At 71.0% G+C, this 16226-nt stretch carries 13 protein-coding genes, 2 tRNA genes and 1 pseudogene; 8 read left to right on the top strand and 8 right to left on the bottom strand.

The features are described 5' to 3' along the window. Nucleotide 1: 1 nt before the first annotated feature. Both OG892_RS06085 and OG892_RS06080 read right to left on the bottom strand, forming a co-directional pair. Entirely contained in the window at nt 2-577 is a 576-nt protein-coding gene (locus tag OG892_RS06085; RefSeq protein WP_328867696.1) for a CGNR zinc finger domain-containing protein, read from the bottom strand. A gap of 209 nt (nt 578-786) precedes the next feature. Then, nucleotides 787-1200: an SsgA family sporulation/cell division regulator gene (locus tag OG892_RS06080; RefSeq protein WP_003959770.1), complete on the bottom strand. Its 414-nt coding sequence runs from the start codon at nt 1198-1200 to the stop codon at nt 787-789. 190 nt (nt 1201-1390) lie between these two features. On the opposite strand from OG892_RS06080, the gene OG892_RS06075 reads away from it, so the two are divergent. Both OG892_RS06075 and OG892_RS06070 read left to right on the top strand, forming a co-directional pair. Next, complete coding sequence (locus OG892_RS06075) at nt 1391-1882, top strand: TIGR02611 family protein (protein ID WP_328867697.1); 492 nt, start codon at nt 1391-1393, stop codon at nt 1880-1882. A gap of 55 nt (nt 1883-1937) precedes the next feature. Continuing rightward, nucleotides 1938-2009, top strand: a tRNA-Val gene (locus tag OG892_RS06070). A 90-nt stretch (nt 2010-2099) separates the two neighbouring features. On the opposite strand, the gene OG892_RS06065 is transcribed toward OG892_RS06070, so the two are convergent. Continuing rightward, entirely contained in the window at nt 2100-2786 is a 687-nt protein-coding gene (locus OG892_RS06065) for a TetR/AcrR family transcriptional regulator (protein ID WP_371628628.1), read from the bottom strand. Nucleotides 2787-2879: 93 nt separating this feature from the next. Here OG892_RS06065 and OG892_RS06060 point away from each other — a divergent pair, with 93 nt between their 5' ends. Next, nucleotides 2880-3908, top strand: coding sequence for a hypothetical protein (locus tag OG892_RS06060; RefSeq protein WP_371628627.1), 1029 nt, complete (start codon nt 2880-2882; stop codon nt 3906-3908). A gap of 66 nt (nt 3909-3974) precedes the next feature. Here the strand turns inward: OG892_RS06060 and OG892_RS06055 are convergent, their stop codons facing one another. Continuing rightward, on the bottom strand, nt 3975-6470 hold the full coding sequence (locus tag OG892_RS06055) for an SCO7613 C-terminal domain-containing membrane protein (protein WP_371628626.1): 2496 nt from the start codon (nt 6468-6470) through the stop codon (nt 3975-3977). 83 nt (nt 6471-6553) lie between these two features. On the opposite strand from OG892_RS06055, the gene OG892_RS06050 reads away from it, so the two are divergent. Then, nucleotides 6554-7000 (top strand): SRPBCC family protein, encoded by a 447-nt coding sequence (locus OG892_RS06050; RefSeq protein ID WP_073737506.1) that lies wholly within the window; start codon nt 6554-6556, stop codon nt 6998-7000. Nucleotides 7001-7039: 39 nt separating this feature from the next. Continuing rightward, nucleotides 7040-7111, top strand: a tRNA-Val gene (locus tag OG892_RS06045). A 67-nt stretch (nt 7112-7178) separates the two neighbouring features. On the opposite strand, the gene OG892_RS06040 is transcribed toward OG892_RS06045, so the two are convergent. Continuing rightward, a complete protein-coding gene (locus tag OG892_RS06040; RefSeq protein WP_073737507.1) occupies nt 7179-7904 on the bottom strand; it encodes a 3'-5' exonuclease in 726 nt (241 codons plus the stop codon). Nucleotides 7905-8239: 335 nt separating this feature from the next. Here OG892_RS06040 and OG892_RS06035 point away from each other — a divergent pair. Together OG892_RS06035 and thrS are read left to right on the top strand one after the other, a co-directional pair. Then, nucleotides 8240-8669, top strand: a pseudogene (locus tag OG892_RS06035) (hypothetical protein); the annotation flags it as partial. A gap of 104 nt (nt 8670-8773) precedes the next feature. Then, on the top strand, nt 8774-10750 hold the full coding sequence (gene thrS, locus OG892_RS06030; RefSeq protein WP_073737508.1) for a threonine--tRNA ligase: 1977 nt from the start codon (nt 8774-8776) through the stop codon (nt 10748-10750). Between the two features lie 28 nt (nt 10751-10778). On the opposite strand, the gene OG892_RS06025 is transcribed toward thrS, so the two are convergent. Next, nucleotides 10779-11456, bottom strand: a complete 678-nt coding sequence (locus OG892_RS06025) for a potassium channel family protein (protein ID WP_371628625.1) — start codon at nt 11454-11456, stop codon at nt 10779-10781. A 66-nt stretch (nt 11457-11522) separates the two neighbouring features. On the opposite strand from OG892_RS06025, the gene OG892_RS06020 reads away from it, so the two are divergent. After that, nucleotides 11523-12080, top strand: a complete 558-nt coding sequence (locus OG892_RS06020) for an HIT domain-containing protein (RefSeq protein ID WP_311306748.1) — start codon at nt 11523-11525, stop codon at nt 12078-12080. A gap of 82 nt (nt 12081-12162) precedes the next feature. Here the strand turns inward: OG892_RS06020 and OG892_RS06015 are convergent, their stop codons facing one another. Together OG892_RS06015 and OG892_RS06010 are read right to left on the bottom strand one after the other, a co-directional pair. Next, nucleotides 12163-13833 (bottom strand): hypothetical protein, encoded by a 1671-nt coding sequence (locus OG892_RS06015; RefSeq protein ID WP_073737511.1) that lies wholly within the window; start codon nt 13831-13833, stop codon nt 12163-12165. A 145-nt stretch (nt 13834-13978) separates the two neighbouring features. Continuing rightward, a complete protein-coding gene (locus OG892_RS06010) occupies nt 13979-16204 on the bottom strand; it encodes an elongation factor G-like protein EF-G2 (RefSeq protein WP_371628624.1) in 2226 nt (741 codons plus the stop codon). Nucleotides 16205-16226 lie beyond the last annotated feature (22 nt).

Here is a 16226-nt window from a genome sequence, read left to right as displayed (position 1 = left end):
GTCAGTCGGCCGCTTCCCGGCGGCGCGCCCGGTACGCGGCGACGTGCAAGCGGTTACCGCAGGTGCGGCTGGAGCAGTAGCGGCGGGAACGGTTGCGGGAGAGGTCGACGAAGGCGTGCCGGCAGTCCGGCGCCTCGCAGCGCCGCAGCCGCTCCGTCTCGCCCGCCACGATGATGAACGCGAGGGCCATCCCGCAGTCGGCGGCCAGGTGGTCGGCGATCGAGGCGTCCGGCGCGAAGTAGTGCACGTGCCAGTCGTAGCCGTCGTGGTCGCTGAGCTGCGGCGTGGTGCCCGCGGCGGCGACCAGGGAGTTGACGAGCGAGGCGGCGGTCCGGGCGTCGGGCGCCGCGAAGACCGCGGCGAACCGGGCCCGTACGTCGTGCACGGCCCGCAGGTCCTTCTCGTCGAGCTCGGTCACCCCGCTCATGCGGTGGCGGGCGGCGAACGCGTGAAGTGCGGGGATGCCGGCGAGCCCGTCGGCCGGCGCTCCCTGCTCCGGCTGCGCGCTCTCGGGCGCGGTGTTCACCAGGGCGACCACCGTTTCGAGGGCGATCCGGGTGTCGTGTGGGATCAGCACGCATTCGCTCCCTGGCCTCCGGCGGGCGGGGCGCCCACCGATGCCGGATGACTCTACTGGCACGGCCGTGCTGTGCGGCGGCGTGCACGCGGACCGGCGCCGTCACCACGGTGGATTCCGTGGTGACGGCGCCGGTTTCCGCCGTATGAGGTTGTCCGCGCGACGCCGTCTCCCCGAGTCGGACGGCGTCGTGCAGTTCTCGGCCTGGCTCAGCTTTCCGCCAGGATGTGTGAGAGCTCCGTATCGAGATCGAAGTGACGATGCTCGGTACCCGGCGGGACCGCGGCGTCGGTCCTCTTCAGGAACGACTCCAGGGCCCGTGCCGGGGCCTCCAGCAGGGCTTCGCCCTCTGGGGAGCTCAGTGCGATACAGACGACGCCCTGGCCGTGACTACGGGATGGCCAGACGCGGACGTCTCCGGTGCCGGTGGGCCTGTGCAGCCCCTCGGCAAGGAGGTCGCGGGCGAAAACCCACTCGACCGTTTCCTCCGCTCCGGTGTGGAAGGTGGCGTGCACGGCATACGGATCGGCCGTGTCATACCGCAGGCCCGCGGGTACAGGCAGTGAGGACTCGCTCGACACAACGAGGCGCAGGTGCAGCTCGCAGCTGACCGTGGTGTTCATAAGCGCCAGGGCCTTTCGCTCAGTGTGCGCTCGGGGATTCGCACGTCGGCGAAATCGACATGCCACCTACGGTGGCGTTGTAAACCCCTCTGACCGTTTTGTGATCCTTCAGGTAGCTCGTACAGCGGTGTGTAACTTTGGGTTATGCGGCCATTCCAGTGACGGGAGCCGTTCCGGTAGGTTGGCCACCATGAATGCGGAGAGTGACGAGCGGGACGGGGTCGCCGCACCGGCGGATCCGGCGCCCGCGACGGGGGACGTGGCGGGAGACGTGACGGGGGACGTCACGCAGGATGTATCGAAGGAGGGTCCGGAGCTCGGCTCCAGGGCGCCCGGGTTCATCAAGGCGTCCAGGGCGCTGCACCTGAGCTGGCAGGTCGGCGTGTTCCTGGTCGGCCTCGCCGTGGTGGTGGCGGGCATCATTATGCTGCCGCTGCCCGGCCCCGGCTGGCTGGTGATCTTCGGCGGCATGGCGATCTGGGCGACCGAGTTCGTCTGGGCCCAGCTGGTGCTGCGCTGGACGCGGCGGAAGGTCACGGAGGCCGCCAAGCGGGCCCTCGATCCCAGGGTCCGGCGGCGCAACATCGCGCTCACCGTGATCGGGCTGGTGATCGTCGCGGTGCTGGTGGGGGTCTATGTGTGGAAGTTCGGAATCGTCATGCCGTGGAAGATCCACGAGTGACCCGGAGCTGGTCGGGGGGCGCCGCTGACATGGGGTAATGTTTGGCGTGCGCCCGGGGCGATTAGCTCAGTGGGAGAGCGCTTCGTTCACACCGAAGAGGTCACTGGTTCGAACCCAGTATCGCCCACCCCGGACCGACGGCCCGGAAGCTTCCTGAAGCTTCCGGGCCGTCGGCGTTTTCGCGTGCGCCGCCCGCGCCCCGCACCTCGTGCTGGATCTACTGCGACGTCGAAGCCGCGTCATCAGTGGCACGGGTTGACTGATGCGCGCCCGGTTGTACCCCCTCCTCGGCGGCGTCGAGTGCGGGTGCGAGTACGGCCAGTGCGGAGCGGAGCAGTTCGGTCAGCGAGCTGGACGGCACGACGAGCCCACCGGCTGCGAGGGGTGCGGCCGGTGGCTGGAGCCACTCCCGCAGTGCGATCCGGACAGCGGCGGCCACGCTCGCCGCGAGCACGCGGGCGGTGGGCGTGTCGGTGTCGCCGAGACGCCGGCCGATCGCGGTGGCGAGGGGGTGTTCGATCGCCGCTGTGGTGTCGAGGAAGGTGTCGCGCAGTGCGGGGCTGGCGATGATCAGCAGCAGCTCGTCGCGGTCACGCGGTTCGGTGTACTGCTCCAGAACCGCTTCGGTCAGGGCGTCGGCGAGGCGGACGTGGGCGGGCGCCGCTGCCATCGCCGCGACGACTCGCGATTCCCGTTCCGCGGTGACGGCGGCGACGATCGCCTGTTCGCGACTGGAGAAGTAGTTGTTGTAGGTCCTCGGCGAGACCCCGGCCGCCTCGGCGATGTCGTCGACGCGGACGTTGCCGGGCCCGTGCGCGAGCGCCAGCCGCAGTGCCGCCTCACGCAATGCCACCCGGGTGGCCTGCTTCTTCTGCTCGCGCAGCCCGTTCTGCCCTGTTGTCACACTCGCACTATCCCAGTTGAGGTGCGTGCACGCAAACTTGCGTGCACGCAATATTACGTTCTACTCTCAGCCGCCTACTGAGAGGTCAGACACATGCGAGCCAAAGGCATCTGTTACGACACCGGCTTCATCCGCAACGGCAGCAACTCCCGGGAGTGCTTCGACCCCGACCTGGTCAAGAAGGAGCTGACCATCATCCGTGACGATCTGCACTGCACCGCCGTCCACATCACCGGCGGCGACCCGGATCGCTTGGACCTCGCCGCTCGCCACGCCGCCGAACTCGGCCTGGAGATCTGGTTCTCGCCGTACCCGCTCGAGCTGACGACCGATGAGATCCTCGGCCTGCTCGCCGACTGCGCAGAGCGGGCCGAGCAACTCCGGGCGCAGGGAGCCGAGGTCGTGTTCGTCACAGGCGCTGAGCTGAGCGTCATGAACCATGGCTTCCTCGAAGGCGACAGCACCGAAGAGCGGATCAGCCGGCTCCTGAGTGACCCGGCCCGAAGGCCCGAGCGATTCGCCGCGGTCGGCACTCGCCTCAACGCCTTCCTCCGCGAAGCCGTGGCGCTGGTCCGCGAGCGCTTCCACGGCAAGGTCACGTACGCCGCCATCCAGTTCGAAGCCGTCGACTGGGACGTGTTCGACTTCACGACCTTCGAACTCATCCGGTCCGCGGAGGTGGCAGACCGATTCCGGGACGCCGTGCGCAGCCTTGTCGCACAGCCCAAACCGGTCGCCATCACCGGCTTCGGCACCGCCACCTGGCGCGGCGCGGGCGACGTCGCACCCCGCAGCATGGAAATCCTCGAAACCGACGAAGCCACCGGCGCTCCGCTCCGGCTGAACGGGGAGTACGAGCGCGACGAAGCCGGCCAGGCGGCGTACCTGAGCGAGCTGCTGGAGATCTTCGAGACCGAGGGCGTCGACAGCGCCTTCGTGTTCCTCTTCGCTCTCTACAACCTGCCGCACCGGCCTGACGGCGATCCCCGCGACGACCTCGACCTCGCCAGTCTCGGCATCGTCAAGATCCTCGAAGACCGCCACGGCGACACGTACCCGGATCTGCCCTGGGAGCCCAAGGCCGCCTTCGCCGCGGTTGCCGACCACTACCGCGGCGGCTGAGACCTGCCGCGCGTCGGGGCCCACGCCCGGATGAGAGGCGTACGCCTCCGGCCGGATGCGGTCACGTCACCGCATCCGGCCCAGGGCGTTCCGCAGCCGCCGGGCATCGCGCAGCCGCTTCTCGTACGTCGCCCCGACCGCCAGCAGCACCACCCCGGCCAGTGCGGGAGCCACCCAGCGCGGCAGCGCGCCGGCCACCTGGACCACGTACGGCGCGAGCTCGTGCACCGCGTCCAGCGCCAGCGCCGCACCGCCCAGCACCAGCAGCGCCTGGAGCCGCCACCGCGCCCCCGCCAGCGTGATCACCAGGGCCGCCGCACCGAGCAGCAGTGGCCGCAGCCAGTGCGGATCGGCCCAGGCGGTGACGAGCGAGGGCACCAGCGTCACCGCCAGGCCGGCCCCGTACGCCGTCCACGAGGACGCGGCGGGATCGCGGCGGCGACGCAGCACCCCGATCACCAGCGCCGCGACGGACACCGGCAGGGTGTACGCCTCGGGGGAGGACACCCCGGACGCCGAGAGCCGCACCCAGGCGGCCGCCAGGAACCACGCCGTCGCCAGATATCCGGCCACCGGCCGCCGCTCCGGACGCAACGCCGTGCCCGCCGCCAGTACCGCGCACAGGGACAGCACCAGGGCGAGGGACGGCAGATCGCCCGCCGCCATACCGACCGCCGGTACCGCCGCCGCGCCCCCGGCCAGCTCCACCGGCAGCGCGACCGCGTGCGCCTTCAGCCGGGCGCCCAGCAGCACGGTCGACGCGGGGACCACCAGCACCAGCGGAGCCGCCCGGTGCACGGCCAGCCCCAGCGAGGCGCCGCACGCGACCGTCAGCACCACGGCGCAGCCCACCGCCGCGCACGCAGCCACCGCCCGCACGGCCGCCACCACCCGGTCCGGCCCGGGGCTCCGTGTCACGGAAGCGTCCAGCGCGACCGCCGCAGCCGCGCACAGCACCAGCAGCGCTCCGAACACCGCGTAGGTGGCCGGCTCGGAGGTGAGCGAGAGCAGCGCCACGTCCACCGCACCGACCGCCCCGCACACCGAAGCCGTCAGCGCCACACCCGTCGTCCCGCGCCGCAGACCGCCCACCGCCACCGCGAACACGCCTACGACCAGGACCAGTTGTACGGTGACAGCCACCGCGTACGAGACGTCGAGCGCCGCGGGCAGCACGGTGATCCCCGCCCAGCCGAGCACCGGAGCCCCGGCCCCGACCGCGCCCCGCACCGAGGGGCCGGGGGAGAGCACGGGCCCCGCCCACCGCAGCACGGCCTCCCACCACCGGTACGCCGCCGCGAGCACCCCGGCCATCACGAGCAGGATGACGGGGGCCGCGCCCAGCTCCGTCCACGGCAGCCCCGCCGCACCCACCGCACCCCGGGCACCGCCCTGCGGCGCACCGGCCCACACCCGGCCCAGCTGCGACACCGGACCCACCAGCGACACCGCGACCGGCGGCAGCGAGAACAGCACGGAGCCCGCCGTCACCGCCCCCGACGCCCACACCAGACCCTGCCCGGCCGGACGCCCCAGCGGAGCCCGTACACCCGTCAACAGCGCGCCCCCGCACAGCAGATACACCGGCACCACCCAGCCACCCGGCACCCCCGCGGCCACCACCGCGCCGACTGCGGCCACCGCCGCCAGACCGGCCACCAGGCCCCCGGCCACCGCAGCCGCCGCCGGCGCCCGGCGGGCCCCGGACAGCGCGATCGCCGCCCCCGCCAGCAGCAGCGCCCCCGGCAGCACCGCGCCTGACGGGGCATCGGCCGCCAGCGACCTCGCCAGCGCGATCAGCAGCCCCGCGCCACCGGTCGCACAGAGCGCGGCGCAGGCCGTCACCCGTACCGCGACTCCCTTGCTCCACACCGCGATCGCACAGTCCAGCGCCGCCGTCGCCAGCAGCGCGGCGGAGAAGACCAGGGCGTCCGCCCGCTCCGCGCACGCCCACAGCAGCAACGGCAACTGCGCGCCGAGCACCGAGGCGGGCAACGGCAGCCGCAACCCCCCGAGCAGCAGCCCGTACGCCGCCCACAACACGGACAGCACCGCGGAAGCGGTCGCGGCGAAGCCCAGACCGCCCGTCCCCGGCGCGGCCAGCTCGTGCAGTGCGAAGGCGTCCAGCACCATCAGCACCGACGCGAGGGCAGCGAGCGCCTCTGCCGTCGAGGACAGCCCCCGGCGCAGCAGCACCGCGGGCGCGATCAGCGCCGCCAGCGTCACGGTCGCCAGCACCGCCGTACGGCCGCTGATCCCCATCTGACCCCAGCTGACCAGCGTGAACGCGATCGCCGCGACCGTCAGCAGCAGTCCGCCGAGGGTGAGCAGCACGTTCTGCGCACCTCCGGTGCGGACCCCGACGGCGGGCGGCCGGACCGGAGCCGCGAACGGCGCCGCGAACGCGGGCGCGGGAGGTGCGGTCATCGGCGGGCCCGGCGTCCGCAGGGCGTTCAGCAGCCAGGCGCGGCGGTGCAGCAGTTGGGACCGGCGCAGGTCCAGCCCGGCGAGCTCACGGTCGAGGAGCGCCAATTCCTCGGCGGGCGGCGGCAGATGTTCCATGAATGCGAGTGTGGTGACGCTCACGCGTCGCGGCATGCGCACGGGTACTCAGTTCCCCGGCTGAGTATGCGCATCCTGGACACATGGACTGGAGTCACTACCGATTTGTCAGTGTCTGGGACCTCGCCGCCCCGCCCGGCGCCGTGTACCGGCTGCTGGAACAGGTCGATCAATACCCGCGATGGTGGCCGCAGGTCCGCGAGGTCACCCCCGCCGACGACACCTCCGGCACCACCCGGATCCGCTCCCTGCTCCCGTACGACCTCGTCATCACGGTGCGCGAACGGCGCCGCGATCCGCGCGCCGGGGTCCTCGAAGTGGCCATCACCGGCGACCTCGAAGGCTGGGCCCGCTGGACCGTCACCCCGCACGGCGCCGGGAGCCGGGCCACGTACGAGCAGGAGGTCGAGGTGCGCAAGAGGCTGCTGCGGGTGCTCGCGGTGCCGGGACGCCCGGTGTTCCGGGCCAATCACGCGCTGATGATGCGGGCCGGGCGCCGCGGGTTCGCGGCGCGGCTGGAAGCGGTTTGAACCGCACCCGCAGGGCCCTGTATGGTTCAACCCGTTCCCGGGCGATTAGCTCAGTGGGAGAGCGCTTCGTTCACACCGAAGAGGTCACTGGTTCGAACCCAGTATCGCCCACCCCGGGAGAGGCCGGTCCGTCAGCAGCACCGACGGACCGGCCTTCGCGTGTCCGTGACCGATCCGCTCACGCGGCCGCGCGCAGCTCCGGACGCAACGGCCATGCCGGGTCCACCGTCTCCGGCGTGCCGCTCTTGGTGAACCAGGCCTGCAGGCCGCGCGCCTGGGCGGCGTGCCACCCGGCCTGAAGCGTGTGCAGCTCCGCCGGGGTCAGCCGCTCCAGCCGGGTGGCGAACCGCCGCGCCACCGCACGGACCAGCTCCAGCGAGGCCGAGGCGTCGGCCGTCGCGTCATGTGCGCCGTCCAGCACCACCCCGTACAGCTCGCACAGGTCCGTGAGCGTGCGCCGGCCCTTGCGGTAGCGGTCCAGGTGCTTGTCGAGCACCCGGGGATCGAGTACGCACAACGACGCGTTCCCCAGGTACCCGGCCAGCGACGACGCCCGGTGCCGCTTCAGCTCACGGTCCAGCAGCGTCAGGTCGAACGGCGCGTTCATCACCACCAGCGGCCGGCCCGCCGCACTCTGCTCGGCCAGCGCCCTCGCTATCTCCTCCACCACCGGCGCGGGCCACCGCCCGTTGCGCTGGAGGTGGTCATCGGTCAGACCGTGGATCTCCGTCGCCCCCGCGGGCACCGGCACCCCCGGATTCACCAGCCAGCGGGTGACGCGCGTCCGCCCGCCGGCGCTGTCCTGGACGACGAGGGCGGCCGACACGATCCGGTCCCCCTCCACGTCCACTCCCGTCGTCTCGGTGTCAAAAGCGGCCAGTGGCCCCTCGTACCAATGAGTCATCCCCGAACTCCTCGCGCCCGAGCGGCAGATGGCGTGATTCCTCTGCCCGGTTCGTTGATACCCGCGCCCTTTGCCTGATACGCCGTTGCGGACAGTCCTCTGCGGTGACAACACATATGACGGGGAAGGCAGTTGGCAGAGACCTCCGCGTCCCCGATCCCATTGGCACGGCCCGGAAGGCACACGGAGCCACGGCACTCGCGCAGCCCGAACCGAGTGGGCTGCTGCCCCGGCGGATCGCACCGCTGCGCGGCACACTCGCCACCACCGCCTGCATGGAGACCCTCCAGGTGGGCTACCTGCACGCGGTCGCGGCCGCGGCGGGGTGCTCCCACCACGCCCTGCACGCCGCCCGGGAGGCCGTGGACTGCCAATGGGCCACCGGCGGCATGGAGGCGCTCGACAGTGCGGTCGCGGCGGGCATCAGCCGCGAGCTGGCCGAGGCCGTCATCGCGCTCGTCCGCATGCGCCGCTCGGGGCCGCGCGGCGCCGGAATCGTACGGCTGCGGGTACTGGCGGGCGCCGAGGTGCCGCCACGTCCGGCTGGAGCTGGACGAGGAGGCGTACCGGATCGCGGGCCACGCCCACCCGGTGGGGCTGCCGGTACGGGTGGAGGGACGGCTGGAGAGCAGGGGCGGATTCCGGCGGCTGACCAGGACCTCGCAGGTGGTGCCGGTGCAGGTCGACGAGGAGGAACGGGACCGGCTGATGAAGTCGCTCCAGGAGAACGTCGACTATTTCGAGGAGGCGTGCACGGGGGAGTAGCGGGGCGCGGTCGGCCCATTTCGCTATGGGGGCCGTCGGCTCGGTACGATTCCCCTTGCGTCCGCCATGGAAATGCGGCGCACCCCCTGAGTCAGGAGAGACCGGTGTCAGACGTCCGTGTGGCCATCCAACGCGATTCCGAGCGGGAAGAGCGCGTGGTGACGACGGGCACTACGGCAGCCGAGCTCTTCCCCGGCGAGCGCACCGTCGTCGCCGCCCGCATCGCCGGTGAACTGAAGGACCTCGCGTACGAGCTCAAGGACGGCGAGACCGTCGAGCCCGTCCTGATCTCGTCCGAGGACGGCCTCAACATCCTCAGGCACTCCACCGCGCACGTCATGGCACAGGCCGTGCAGGAGCTCCACCCCGAGGCCAAGCTCGGCATCGGCCCGCCGGTCAAGGACGGCTTCTACTACGACTTCGACGTCGAGAAGCCGTTCACGCCCGAGGACCTCAAGGCCATCGAGAAGAAGATGCAGGAGATCCAGAAGCGGGGCCAGAAGTTCTCCCGCCGGGTCGTGACGGACGAGGCGGCCCGCGAGGAGCTGGCCGACGAGCCGTACAAGCTGGAGCTCATCGGCATCAAGGGCTCCGCCTCCACGGACGACGGCGCGGACGTCGAGGTGGGCGGCGGCGAGCTGACCATCTACGACAACCTCGACCCGAAGACCGGGGACCTCTGCTGGAAGGACCTCTGCCGGGGCCCGCACCTGCCGACCACCCGGTTCATCCCGGCGTTCAAGCTGATGCGCAACGCGGCCGCGTACTGGCGGGGCAGTGAGCGCAATCCCATGCTCCAGCGCATCTACGGAACCGCGTGGCCGACGAAGGACGAGCTGAAGGCGCACCTGGAGTTCCTGGAGGAGGCCGCCAAGCGCGACCACCGAAAGCTCGGCAACGAGCTGGACCTCTTCTCCTTCCCGGACGAGATCGGCCCCGGCCTCGCCGTCTTCCACCCCAAGGGAGGCGTCATCCGCCGGGCCATGGAGGACTACTCGCGCCGCCGCCACGAGGAGGAGGGCTACGAGTTCGTCTACTCGCCGCACGCCACCAAGGGCAAGCTCTTCGAGAAGTCCGGCCACCTGGACTGGTACGCCGACGGCATGTACCCGCCCATGCAGCTCGACGACGGGGTGGACTACTACCTCAAGCCGATGAACTGCCCGATGCACAACCTGATCTTCGACGCCCGCGGCCGCTCCTACCGTGAACTGCCCTTGAGGTTGTTCGAGTTCGGCACGGTGTACCGGTACGAGAAGTCGGGCGTCGTGCACGGTCTGACCCGCTCGCGCGGCTTCACGCAGGACGACGCGCACATCTACTGCACCAAGGAGCAGATGGCCGAGGAGCTGGACCGGACGCTGACCTTCGTCCTGAACCTGCTCCGCGACTACGGCCTGACCGACTTCTACCTGGAGCTGTCCACAAAGGACCCGGAGAAGTTCGTCGGCTCGGACGAGGCCTGGGAAGAGGCCACGGCGACGCTGCAGCAGGTCGCGGAGAAGCAGGGCCTGCCGCTGGTCCCGGACCCGGGCGGCGCCGCGTTCTACGGCCCGAAGATCTCCGTGCAGTGCAAGGACGCCATCGGCCGGACCTGGCAGATGTCGACCGTGCAGCTCGACTTCAACCTGCCGGAGCGCTTCGACCTGGAGTACACCGGCCCCGACGGCACCAAGCAGCGCCCGGTCATGATCCACCGCGCCCTGTTCGGCTCCATCGAGCGCTTCTTCGCGGTGCTCCTGGAGCACTACGCGGGTGCCTTCCCGGTGTGGCTGGCGCCCGTCCAGGCGGTCGGCATCCCGATCGGCGACGCGCACATCCCGTACCTCCAGGAGTTCGCGGCCAAGGCCCGTAAGCAGGGGCTGCGGGTCGACGTGGACGCCTCGTCGGACCGGATGCAGAAGAAGATCCGCAACCAGCAGAAGGCCAAGGTGCCCTTCATGATCATCGCTGGTGACGAGGACATGGCCAACGGTGCCGTCTCCTTCCGCTACCGCGACGGTTCGCAGGAGAACGGCATCCCCGTCGAGGACGCCATCGCCAAGATCGCGAAGGTCGTCGAGGACCGCGTCCAGGTCTGACCGGTCAGAGCAAAGGGCCCCCGGTGAGCTATCGGCCCGTCGGGGGCCCTTCCTCGCCCTCGCGGCGGAACGTCTGGATCAGCCAGGACGAGAACGAACCCGTGACCGCACCCAGCAGGGCCAGTCCGCAGGCCATCAGGCCCGCCGCCACGACCCGGCCGGTCGGCGTGACCGGTGCGGCGTCCCCGTACCCCACCGTCGTGAGCGTGGCGCACGCCCACCACACCGCGTCGCCGAAGGTCCGGATCGAGGCGCCCGGCGCGTCGCGTTCCACCCGGTAGACGGCGAGCGACGCCGAGAAGCCCAGCAGCAGTGACGTCAGGCCCGCATACGTCATCACGCGCGCGTACAGACCCAGCCTGGGTTCGTCGCGGCGCTGCTGGACGGCCGAGTAGACCTTCACCAGGCGCAGCGGTCGCAGCAGCGGCAGCAGGAGCACGACCGTGTCGAGCCAGCGCACCCGGACGAAGCGGTGGCCGAGGCCGCTGAGCCGGACGCGGACGGCGTAGTCGACGGCGAAGATCAGCCACGTGGCGCCCACCAGGACCAGGGAGATGTCGTGCCACGGCTGGGCGTCGTGCGGGGCGAGGACACGGACCGCGTAGCCGAGCAGGAACAGCAGGGACGCGGCGAAGAGCGGTACCTCGGTGCGCTGCTCCCATCGGGTCAGGGCGGGCGGGGCCTGGGCCCGGGTGCGGTCGCTCATCGGCCAAGCATCGCGGTGCGGGAAGCGGTCCGGCCCCGGCGACACGCGCCGCGCGGGGTAAGCAATATGCTGATCGGCATGACGAGTGAGCCGGAGCAGCAGATCGGAGTGGGGACGCCCGACGCGTTCCAGCGCCTGTGGACGCCCCACCGGATGGCGTACATCCAGGGTGAGAACAAGCCGACCGGTCCGGAGGCCGGCGACGGCTGTCCGTTCTGCGCCATTCCGCCGATGTCGGACGAGGACGGGCTCGTCGTCGCGCGCGGTGAGCAGGTCTACGCCGTGCTGAATCTGTACCCGTACACCGGCGGGCACCTGATGGTGGTGCCGTACCGGCATGTCGCGGACTACACCGAGCTGGACGGTCCGGAGACGGCCGAGCTCGCTGACTTCACCAAGCGGGCGATGACCGCGCTGCGTGCGGCGTCCGGCGCGCACGGCTTCAACATCGGGATGAACCAGGGCGCGGTGGCCGGTGCCGGTATCGCCGCGCACCTGCACCAGCATCTGGTGCCCCGCTGGGGCGGTGACACCAACTTCATGCCGGTGGTGGGCCACACCAAGGTGCTGCCGCAGCTGCTGGCGGACACCCGGAAGATGCTGGCCGACGCCTGGCCGGTCTGATCGGTCTGATCGGTCTGATCCGTGTGGCCGGTCTGATCCGTGTGGGGCGCTCCGGGGGAATCCGGGGCGCCCCACACGTGTGCTAAGCGTCGTACAGGTCGGCCTTGCGCGGGGAGGGGTCCTGGACCATTCCGCTCAGTATCGAGGAGCGGTTGCCGAAGCGTTCGGTGTCGACGCCGTTCTCGTCGAGCACCTTGATGACGGCGCTGTGCACCACGCGCAGGACGGGTGTGGCCGCGCGCATCGCGTCGTCCGCCATGAAGCGGTGGCGCCACGGCTTCTCGGCCCAGGCGTGCCGGAGCCCGAAGGGTTCCGGCAGCGCGATCTTGCCGCCGAGGTAGTCGAGCAGCGGCGGGTACCAGGTGAACGGGGCGCGCAGGGCGAGGCGGACCACCTCGCTGGACTCGACCAGCGCCAGCGTGATGTCGCGGGTCTCCCAGAACTTGACGGTCTTGTTGACCGTCTTCTTCTTGGCGGAGGGCTTGCTGGTGAACAGCGAGTGGACCGGTCCGAGGGCGTGTCCGGTGACCTCGATGCGCAGGGTCTCGAAGAGCACGGTGACGGTGATCATCATGGTGATGACCAGCTGGCCGTCCCAGAGGGTGAACTGGACGCCGAGATAGTGGCGGTCGCCGCCGCCGAACTGCTGGTGGTTGCAGATCCGCTGTATCTCGTGGGGCTTCACCTGGAAGGTGGCGACGTCCTCGCCCTCGGGGCGGGAGACCGAGTCGGCGTTCTCACCGACGGGCGACACGATCCAGTGGGTGACCGAGGGCTTCGGGAAGCCGCCGGTGTTCAGCGGGCCGCGCTCCAGCATCTTGAGCTGGTCGTGGATGACGCGGATCAGGTCCCAGCTGCGGAACTGGTGGAACTCCTTGCCGGGATCCTTGGCCACCAGATCCTCGGCGAGCTGCCAGCTGCCCCAGCGGGTGCCCATGCCGAGGATGCCCTTGGGGCCCGCGTAGAAGACGGAGTTGGACTGCTGTTCGGCCGAGAGCTTCTCCAGGCCCTGGCGGAGTGCCTCCCGGGCGGTCTCGCTCGGGTTCTTCGGCACGGCCTCGGGGATCTTGGCGATGACACCGCCGCCGGAGAGGAGCCCTTCCCAGCGGACGCGCAGGTCCTGGGCGGAGGTCTCCGCGATCCGCTTGGCGATCAGCCACCCGATGACCGGGGCGATGGCCGCCGCCCGTAGGTAGAGCCCCAGGAATCCGGTGAGGGGCATCTTGATCAGGAAGTACACGGCGGCGATCCCGATGACCGGCAAAAGGATCATGCCCAGGCCGGAGAGCGCCTTGTCCTTGGTCTTGGCGAGGATGTCGCGCAGCCGGAAGGCGATGATCCACAGCAGCATTCCGGGCAGGAAGAGGAAGCCGAAGACGGCGGTCACGGCGGTGAGTTTGGTGTCGCGCGCCTTGCGGAGCCGCGAGGCGGACAGGCAGTGCTCGACGACGGTCTGCGGATCGCTGCCGAAGGACTGGATGAGAGCCTTGCGGGCGCCGCCCAGCGTGCGTTCCTGAACGGCGCGGGAGAAGGCCTCGCCGAAGTTGGGCTTGAAGTAGTCGGACTTGAGGAACTTGGACCGGCCGGCCTTCACCTCTGACTTGTGCCACTCGCTGTTGGCCTTGAGGATCTCGTCCACCGGAGTATCGCGGTACGCCGCGGAGGCGAGGGCGTTGGTCGCCACCGCCGCTCCCGCAGCTCCCTGGAGTGGAATCTGCGCTCCGGGAGAGAAATCGAATCCGTCGTTGGCCACTGTCGCCCCCACTCGCCTGCCGAGAAACCGCTCCTGCGGCTGTTTCCCAACTGCCGTGCCCGGCACACTTTCTGAGCTGGAACCACAGCGTATCGTCCGGATCGATACGGTGTCCGGCCCTGTGGACAACCGTGGGGGCGGGGAGCTACGTATCGTCCGCGGTGTTGTCCCGCTGCCCGCTCATCCGGTCCGACAGGTGTGCGGGCATGGCCTCGTGGCGGGCGTACACGCGGTCGAAGCGGCCGGTGCCGTGCGACAGGGAGCGCAGGTCGACCGCGTACCGGCCGATCTCCAGCTCCGGTACCTCCGCCCGTACGAGGGTGCGTCCGGGACCGGACTGCTCGGTGCCGACCACCCGGCCGCGGCGGCCCGACAGATCGCTCATCACCGGGCCGACGCAGTCGTCGGGGACGAGGACGCTGATCTCCGCGACGGGTTCGAGCAGCTGGACGCGGGTGTCGGAGGCCGCCTCGCGCAGAGCCAGGGCGCCGGCGGTCTGGAAGGCGGCGTCGGAGGAGTCCACGGAGTGGGCCTTCCCGTCCCGCAGGGTGACCCGCAGGTCGACCAGCGGGTGACCGGTGGCGACGCCCCGGGCGGCCTGCGCGCGGACACCCTTCTCGACGGACGGGACGAACTGGCGCGGTACGGAGCCGCCGACCACCTTGTCGACGAACTCGATGCCGGACCCCGGCGGCAGCGGTTCGACGTCGATCTCGCAGATGGCGTACTGCCCGTGGCCGCCGGACTGCTTGACGTGCCGGCCGCGTCCGGTGGAGCGCCCCGCGAACGTCTCGCGCAGGGCGACGCGGTGCGGGACGGCGTCGACCTGGACCGCGTACCGGCTGCGCAGCCGGTCCAGCGCCACGTCCAGATGGGCTTCCCCGAGGCACCACAGGACCATCTGATGGGTGTCCGGGTTCTGCTCCAGGCGCATCGTGGGGTCCTCGGCGACGAGCCGGGCCAGGGCCTCGGAGAGCTTGTCCTCGTCCGCCTTGCCGTGTGCCTCGATGGCGAGCGGCAGCAGCGGATCGGGCATCGTCCAGGGTTCCATCAGCAGGGGGCGGTCCGGGTCCGACAGGGTGTCGCCGGTCTCCGCGGTGCCCAGCCTGGCGACGCAGGCGAGGTCTCCGGCGATGCACTCGGTGAGGGGGCGCTGCTGCTTCCCGAACGGTGCGGAGAGCGCGCCGACGCGGGCCTCGGCCTCGTGGAAGGGGCGGTCCTCGCGGCCGGGACCGGTGAGCCCGTGGCCGAACACGTGCACGGTGTCGTCGGCGCGCAGGGTGCCGGAGAACACGCGGACCAGGGAGAGCCGGCCGACGTAGGGGTCGGAGGACGTCTTCACGACCTCGGCCAGCAGCGGGCCCCCGGCGTCGCAGCCGAGGGCGGGGAGCGGGGCGCCGTGCAACGTGGTGACGGCGGGCAGCGGGTGTTCGAGCGGGGTCGGGAAGCCTCCGGTGATCAGGTCGAGGAGTTCGACGGTGCCGATGCCCTGGCGGGCGCCCTCTGCGGCGGGTGCGGCGGTCAGGACGGGGTGGAAGGTGCCGCGTGCGACGGCGCGCTCCAGGTCGTCGACGAGTGTCCTGATGTCGATGTCCGTGCCTGCGAGGTAGCGGTCCATCAGGGTCTCGTCCTCGCTCTCGGCGATGATCCCTTCGATGAGCCGGTTGCGGGCGCCGGCGAGCGCGGCCCGCTGGTCCTGCGCGGGCGGGTTCTCCGCGCGTTCGCCGCCGGAGTAGTCCAGGACCCGCTGGGAGAGCAGCCCGGTCAGTCCGGTCAGCGGGGCGTGTCCGTCGGGGCCCTCGGGCCCGTGCACGGGCAGGTAGAGCGGGAGCACGGCGTCCGGGTCATCGCCGCCGAACGTCTCGCCGCAGATCCGCGTCATGGCGTCGAACGGGGTGCGGGCGGTGTCGAGGTGGGTGACGACGATGGCGCGCGGCATGCCGACGGCGGCGCACTCCTCCCAGACGGCGCGGGTGGCCCCGGCCACCGCGTCGGCCTCCTGGGCCGCGGAGACGACGAAGAGGGCCGCGTCCGCCGCCCGCAGACCGGCCCTCAGTTCCCCGACGAAATCCGCGTATCCCGGGGTGTCCAGCAGATTGATCCTGACCCCGCCCCATTCGACCGGGACCAGGGACAGCTGTACGGAGCGTTGCGAGCGGTGCTCGATCCCGTCGTGGTCGGAGACCGTACTGCCGTCCTCGACCCGGCCCGCCCGGTTGACCGCGCCCGCGGTCTGTGCGAGGGCCTCGACGAGGGTGGTCTTGCCGGAGCCGCTGTGGCCGACCAGCACCACGTTCCGTATGGAGGAGGGGTGGCCGGCCGTCGGTACTCCTGCGGCGGCCCCGGTGTGTGCGTGTGTCTTGTCGCCCATGGTGCGTTCCTCCCAGGTGATG

The organism is Streptomyces sp. NBC_00341 (assembly GCF_041435055.1).
In the GTDB taxonomy this organism is placed as follows: Bacteria; Actinomycetota; Actinomycetes; order Streptomycetales; family Streptomycetaceae; genus Streptomyces.
The sequence above is the reverse complement of the archived record's forward strand: the minus strand, read 5'-3'. Positions and strand labels throughout refer to the sequence as shown.

Bases quoted from the DNA above. Each gene is read 5' to 3' on its own strand.
- OG892_RS06080 (WP_003959770.1), bottom strand. From the start codon at position 1,200: ATGAACACCACGGTCAGCTGCGAGCTGCACCTGCGCCTCGTTGTGTCG.
- OG892_RS06075 (WP_328867697.1), top strand. From the start codon at position 1,391: ATGAATGCGGAGAGTGACGAGCGGGACGGGGTCGCCGCACCGGCGGAT.
- OG892_RS06060 (WP_371628627.1), top strand. From the start codon at position 2,880: ATGCGAGCCAAAGGCATCTGTTACGACACCGGCTTCATCCGCAACGGC.
- OG892_RS06055 (WP_371628626.1), bottom strand. From the start codon at position 6,470: ATGGAACATCTGCCGCCGCCCGCCGAGGAATTGGCGCTCCTCGACCGT.
- OG892_RS06050 (WP_073737506.1), top strand. From the start codon at position 6,554: ATGGACTGGAGTCACTACCGATTTGTCAGTGTCTGGGACCTCGCCGCC.
- OG892_RS06040 (WP_073737507.1), bottom strand. From the start codon at position 7,904: ATGACTCATTGGTACGAGGGGCCACTGGCCGCTTTTGACACCGAGACG.
- OG892_RS06025 (WP_371628625.1), bottom strand. From the start codon at position 11,456: ATGAGCGACCGCACCCGGGCCCAGGCCCCGCCCGCCCTGACCCGATGG.
- OG892_RS06020 (WP_311306748.1), top strand. From the start codon at position 11,523: ATGCTGATCGGCATGACGAGTGAGCCGGAGCAGCAGATCGGAGTGGGG.
- OG892_RS06010 (WP_371628624.1), bottom strand. From the start codon at position 16,204: ATGGGCGACAAGACACACGCACACACCGGGGCCGCCGCAGGAGTACCG.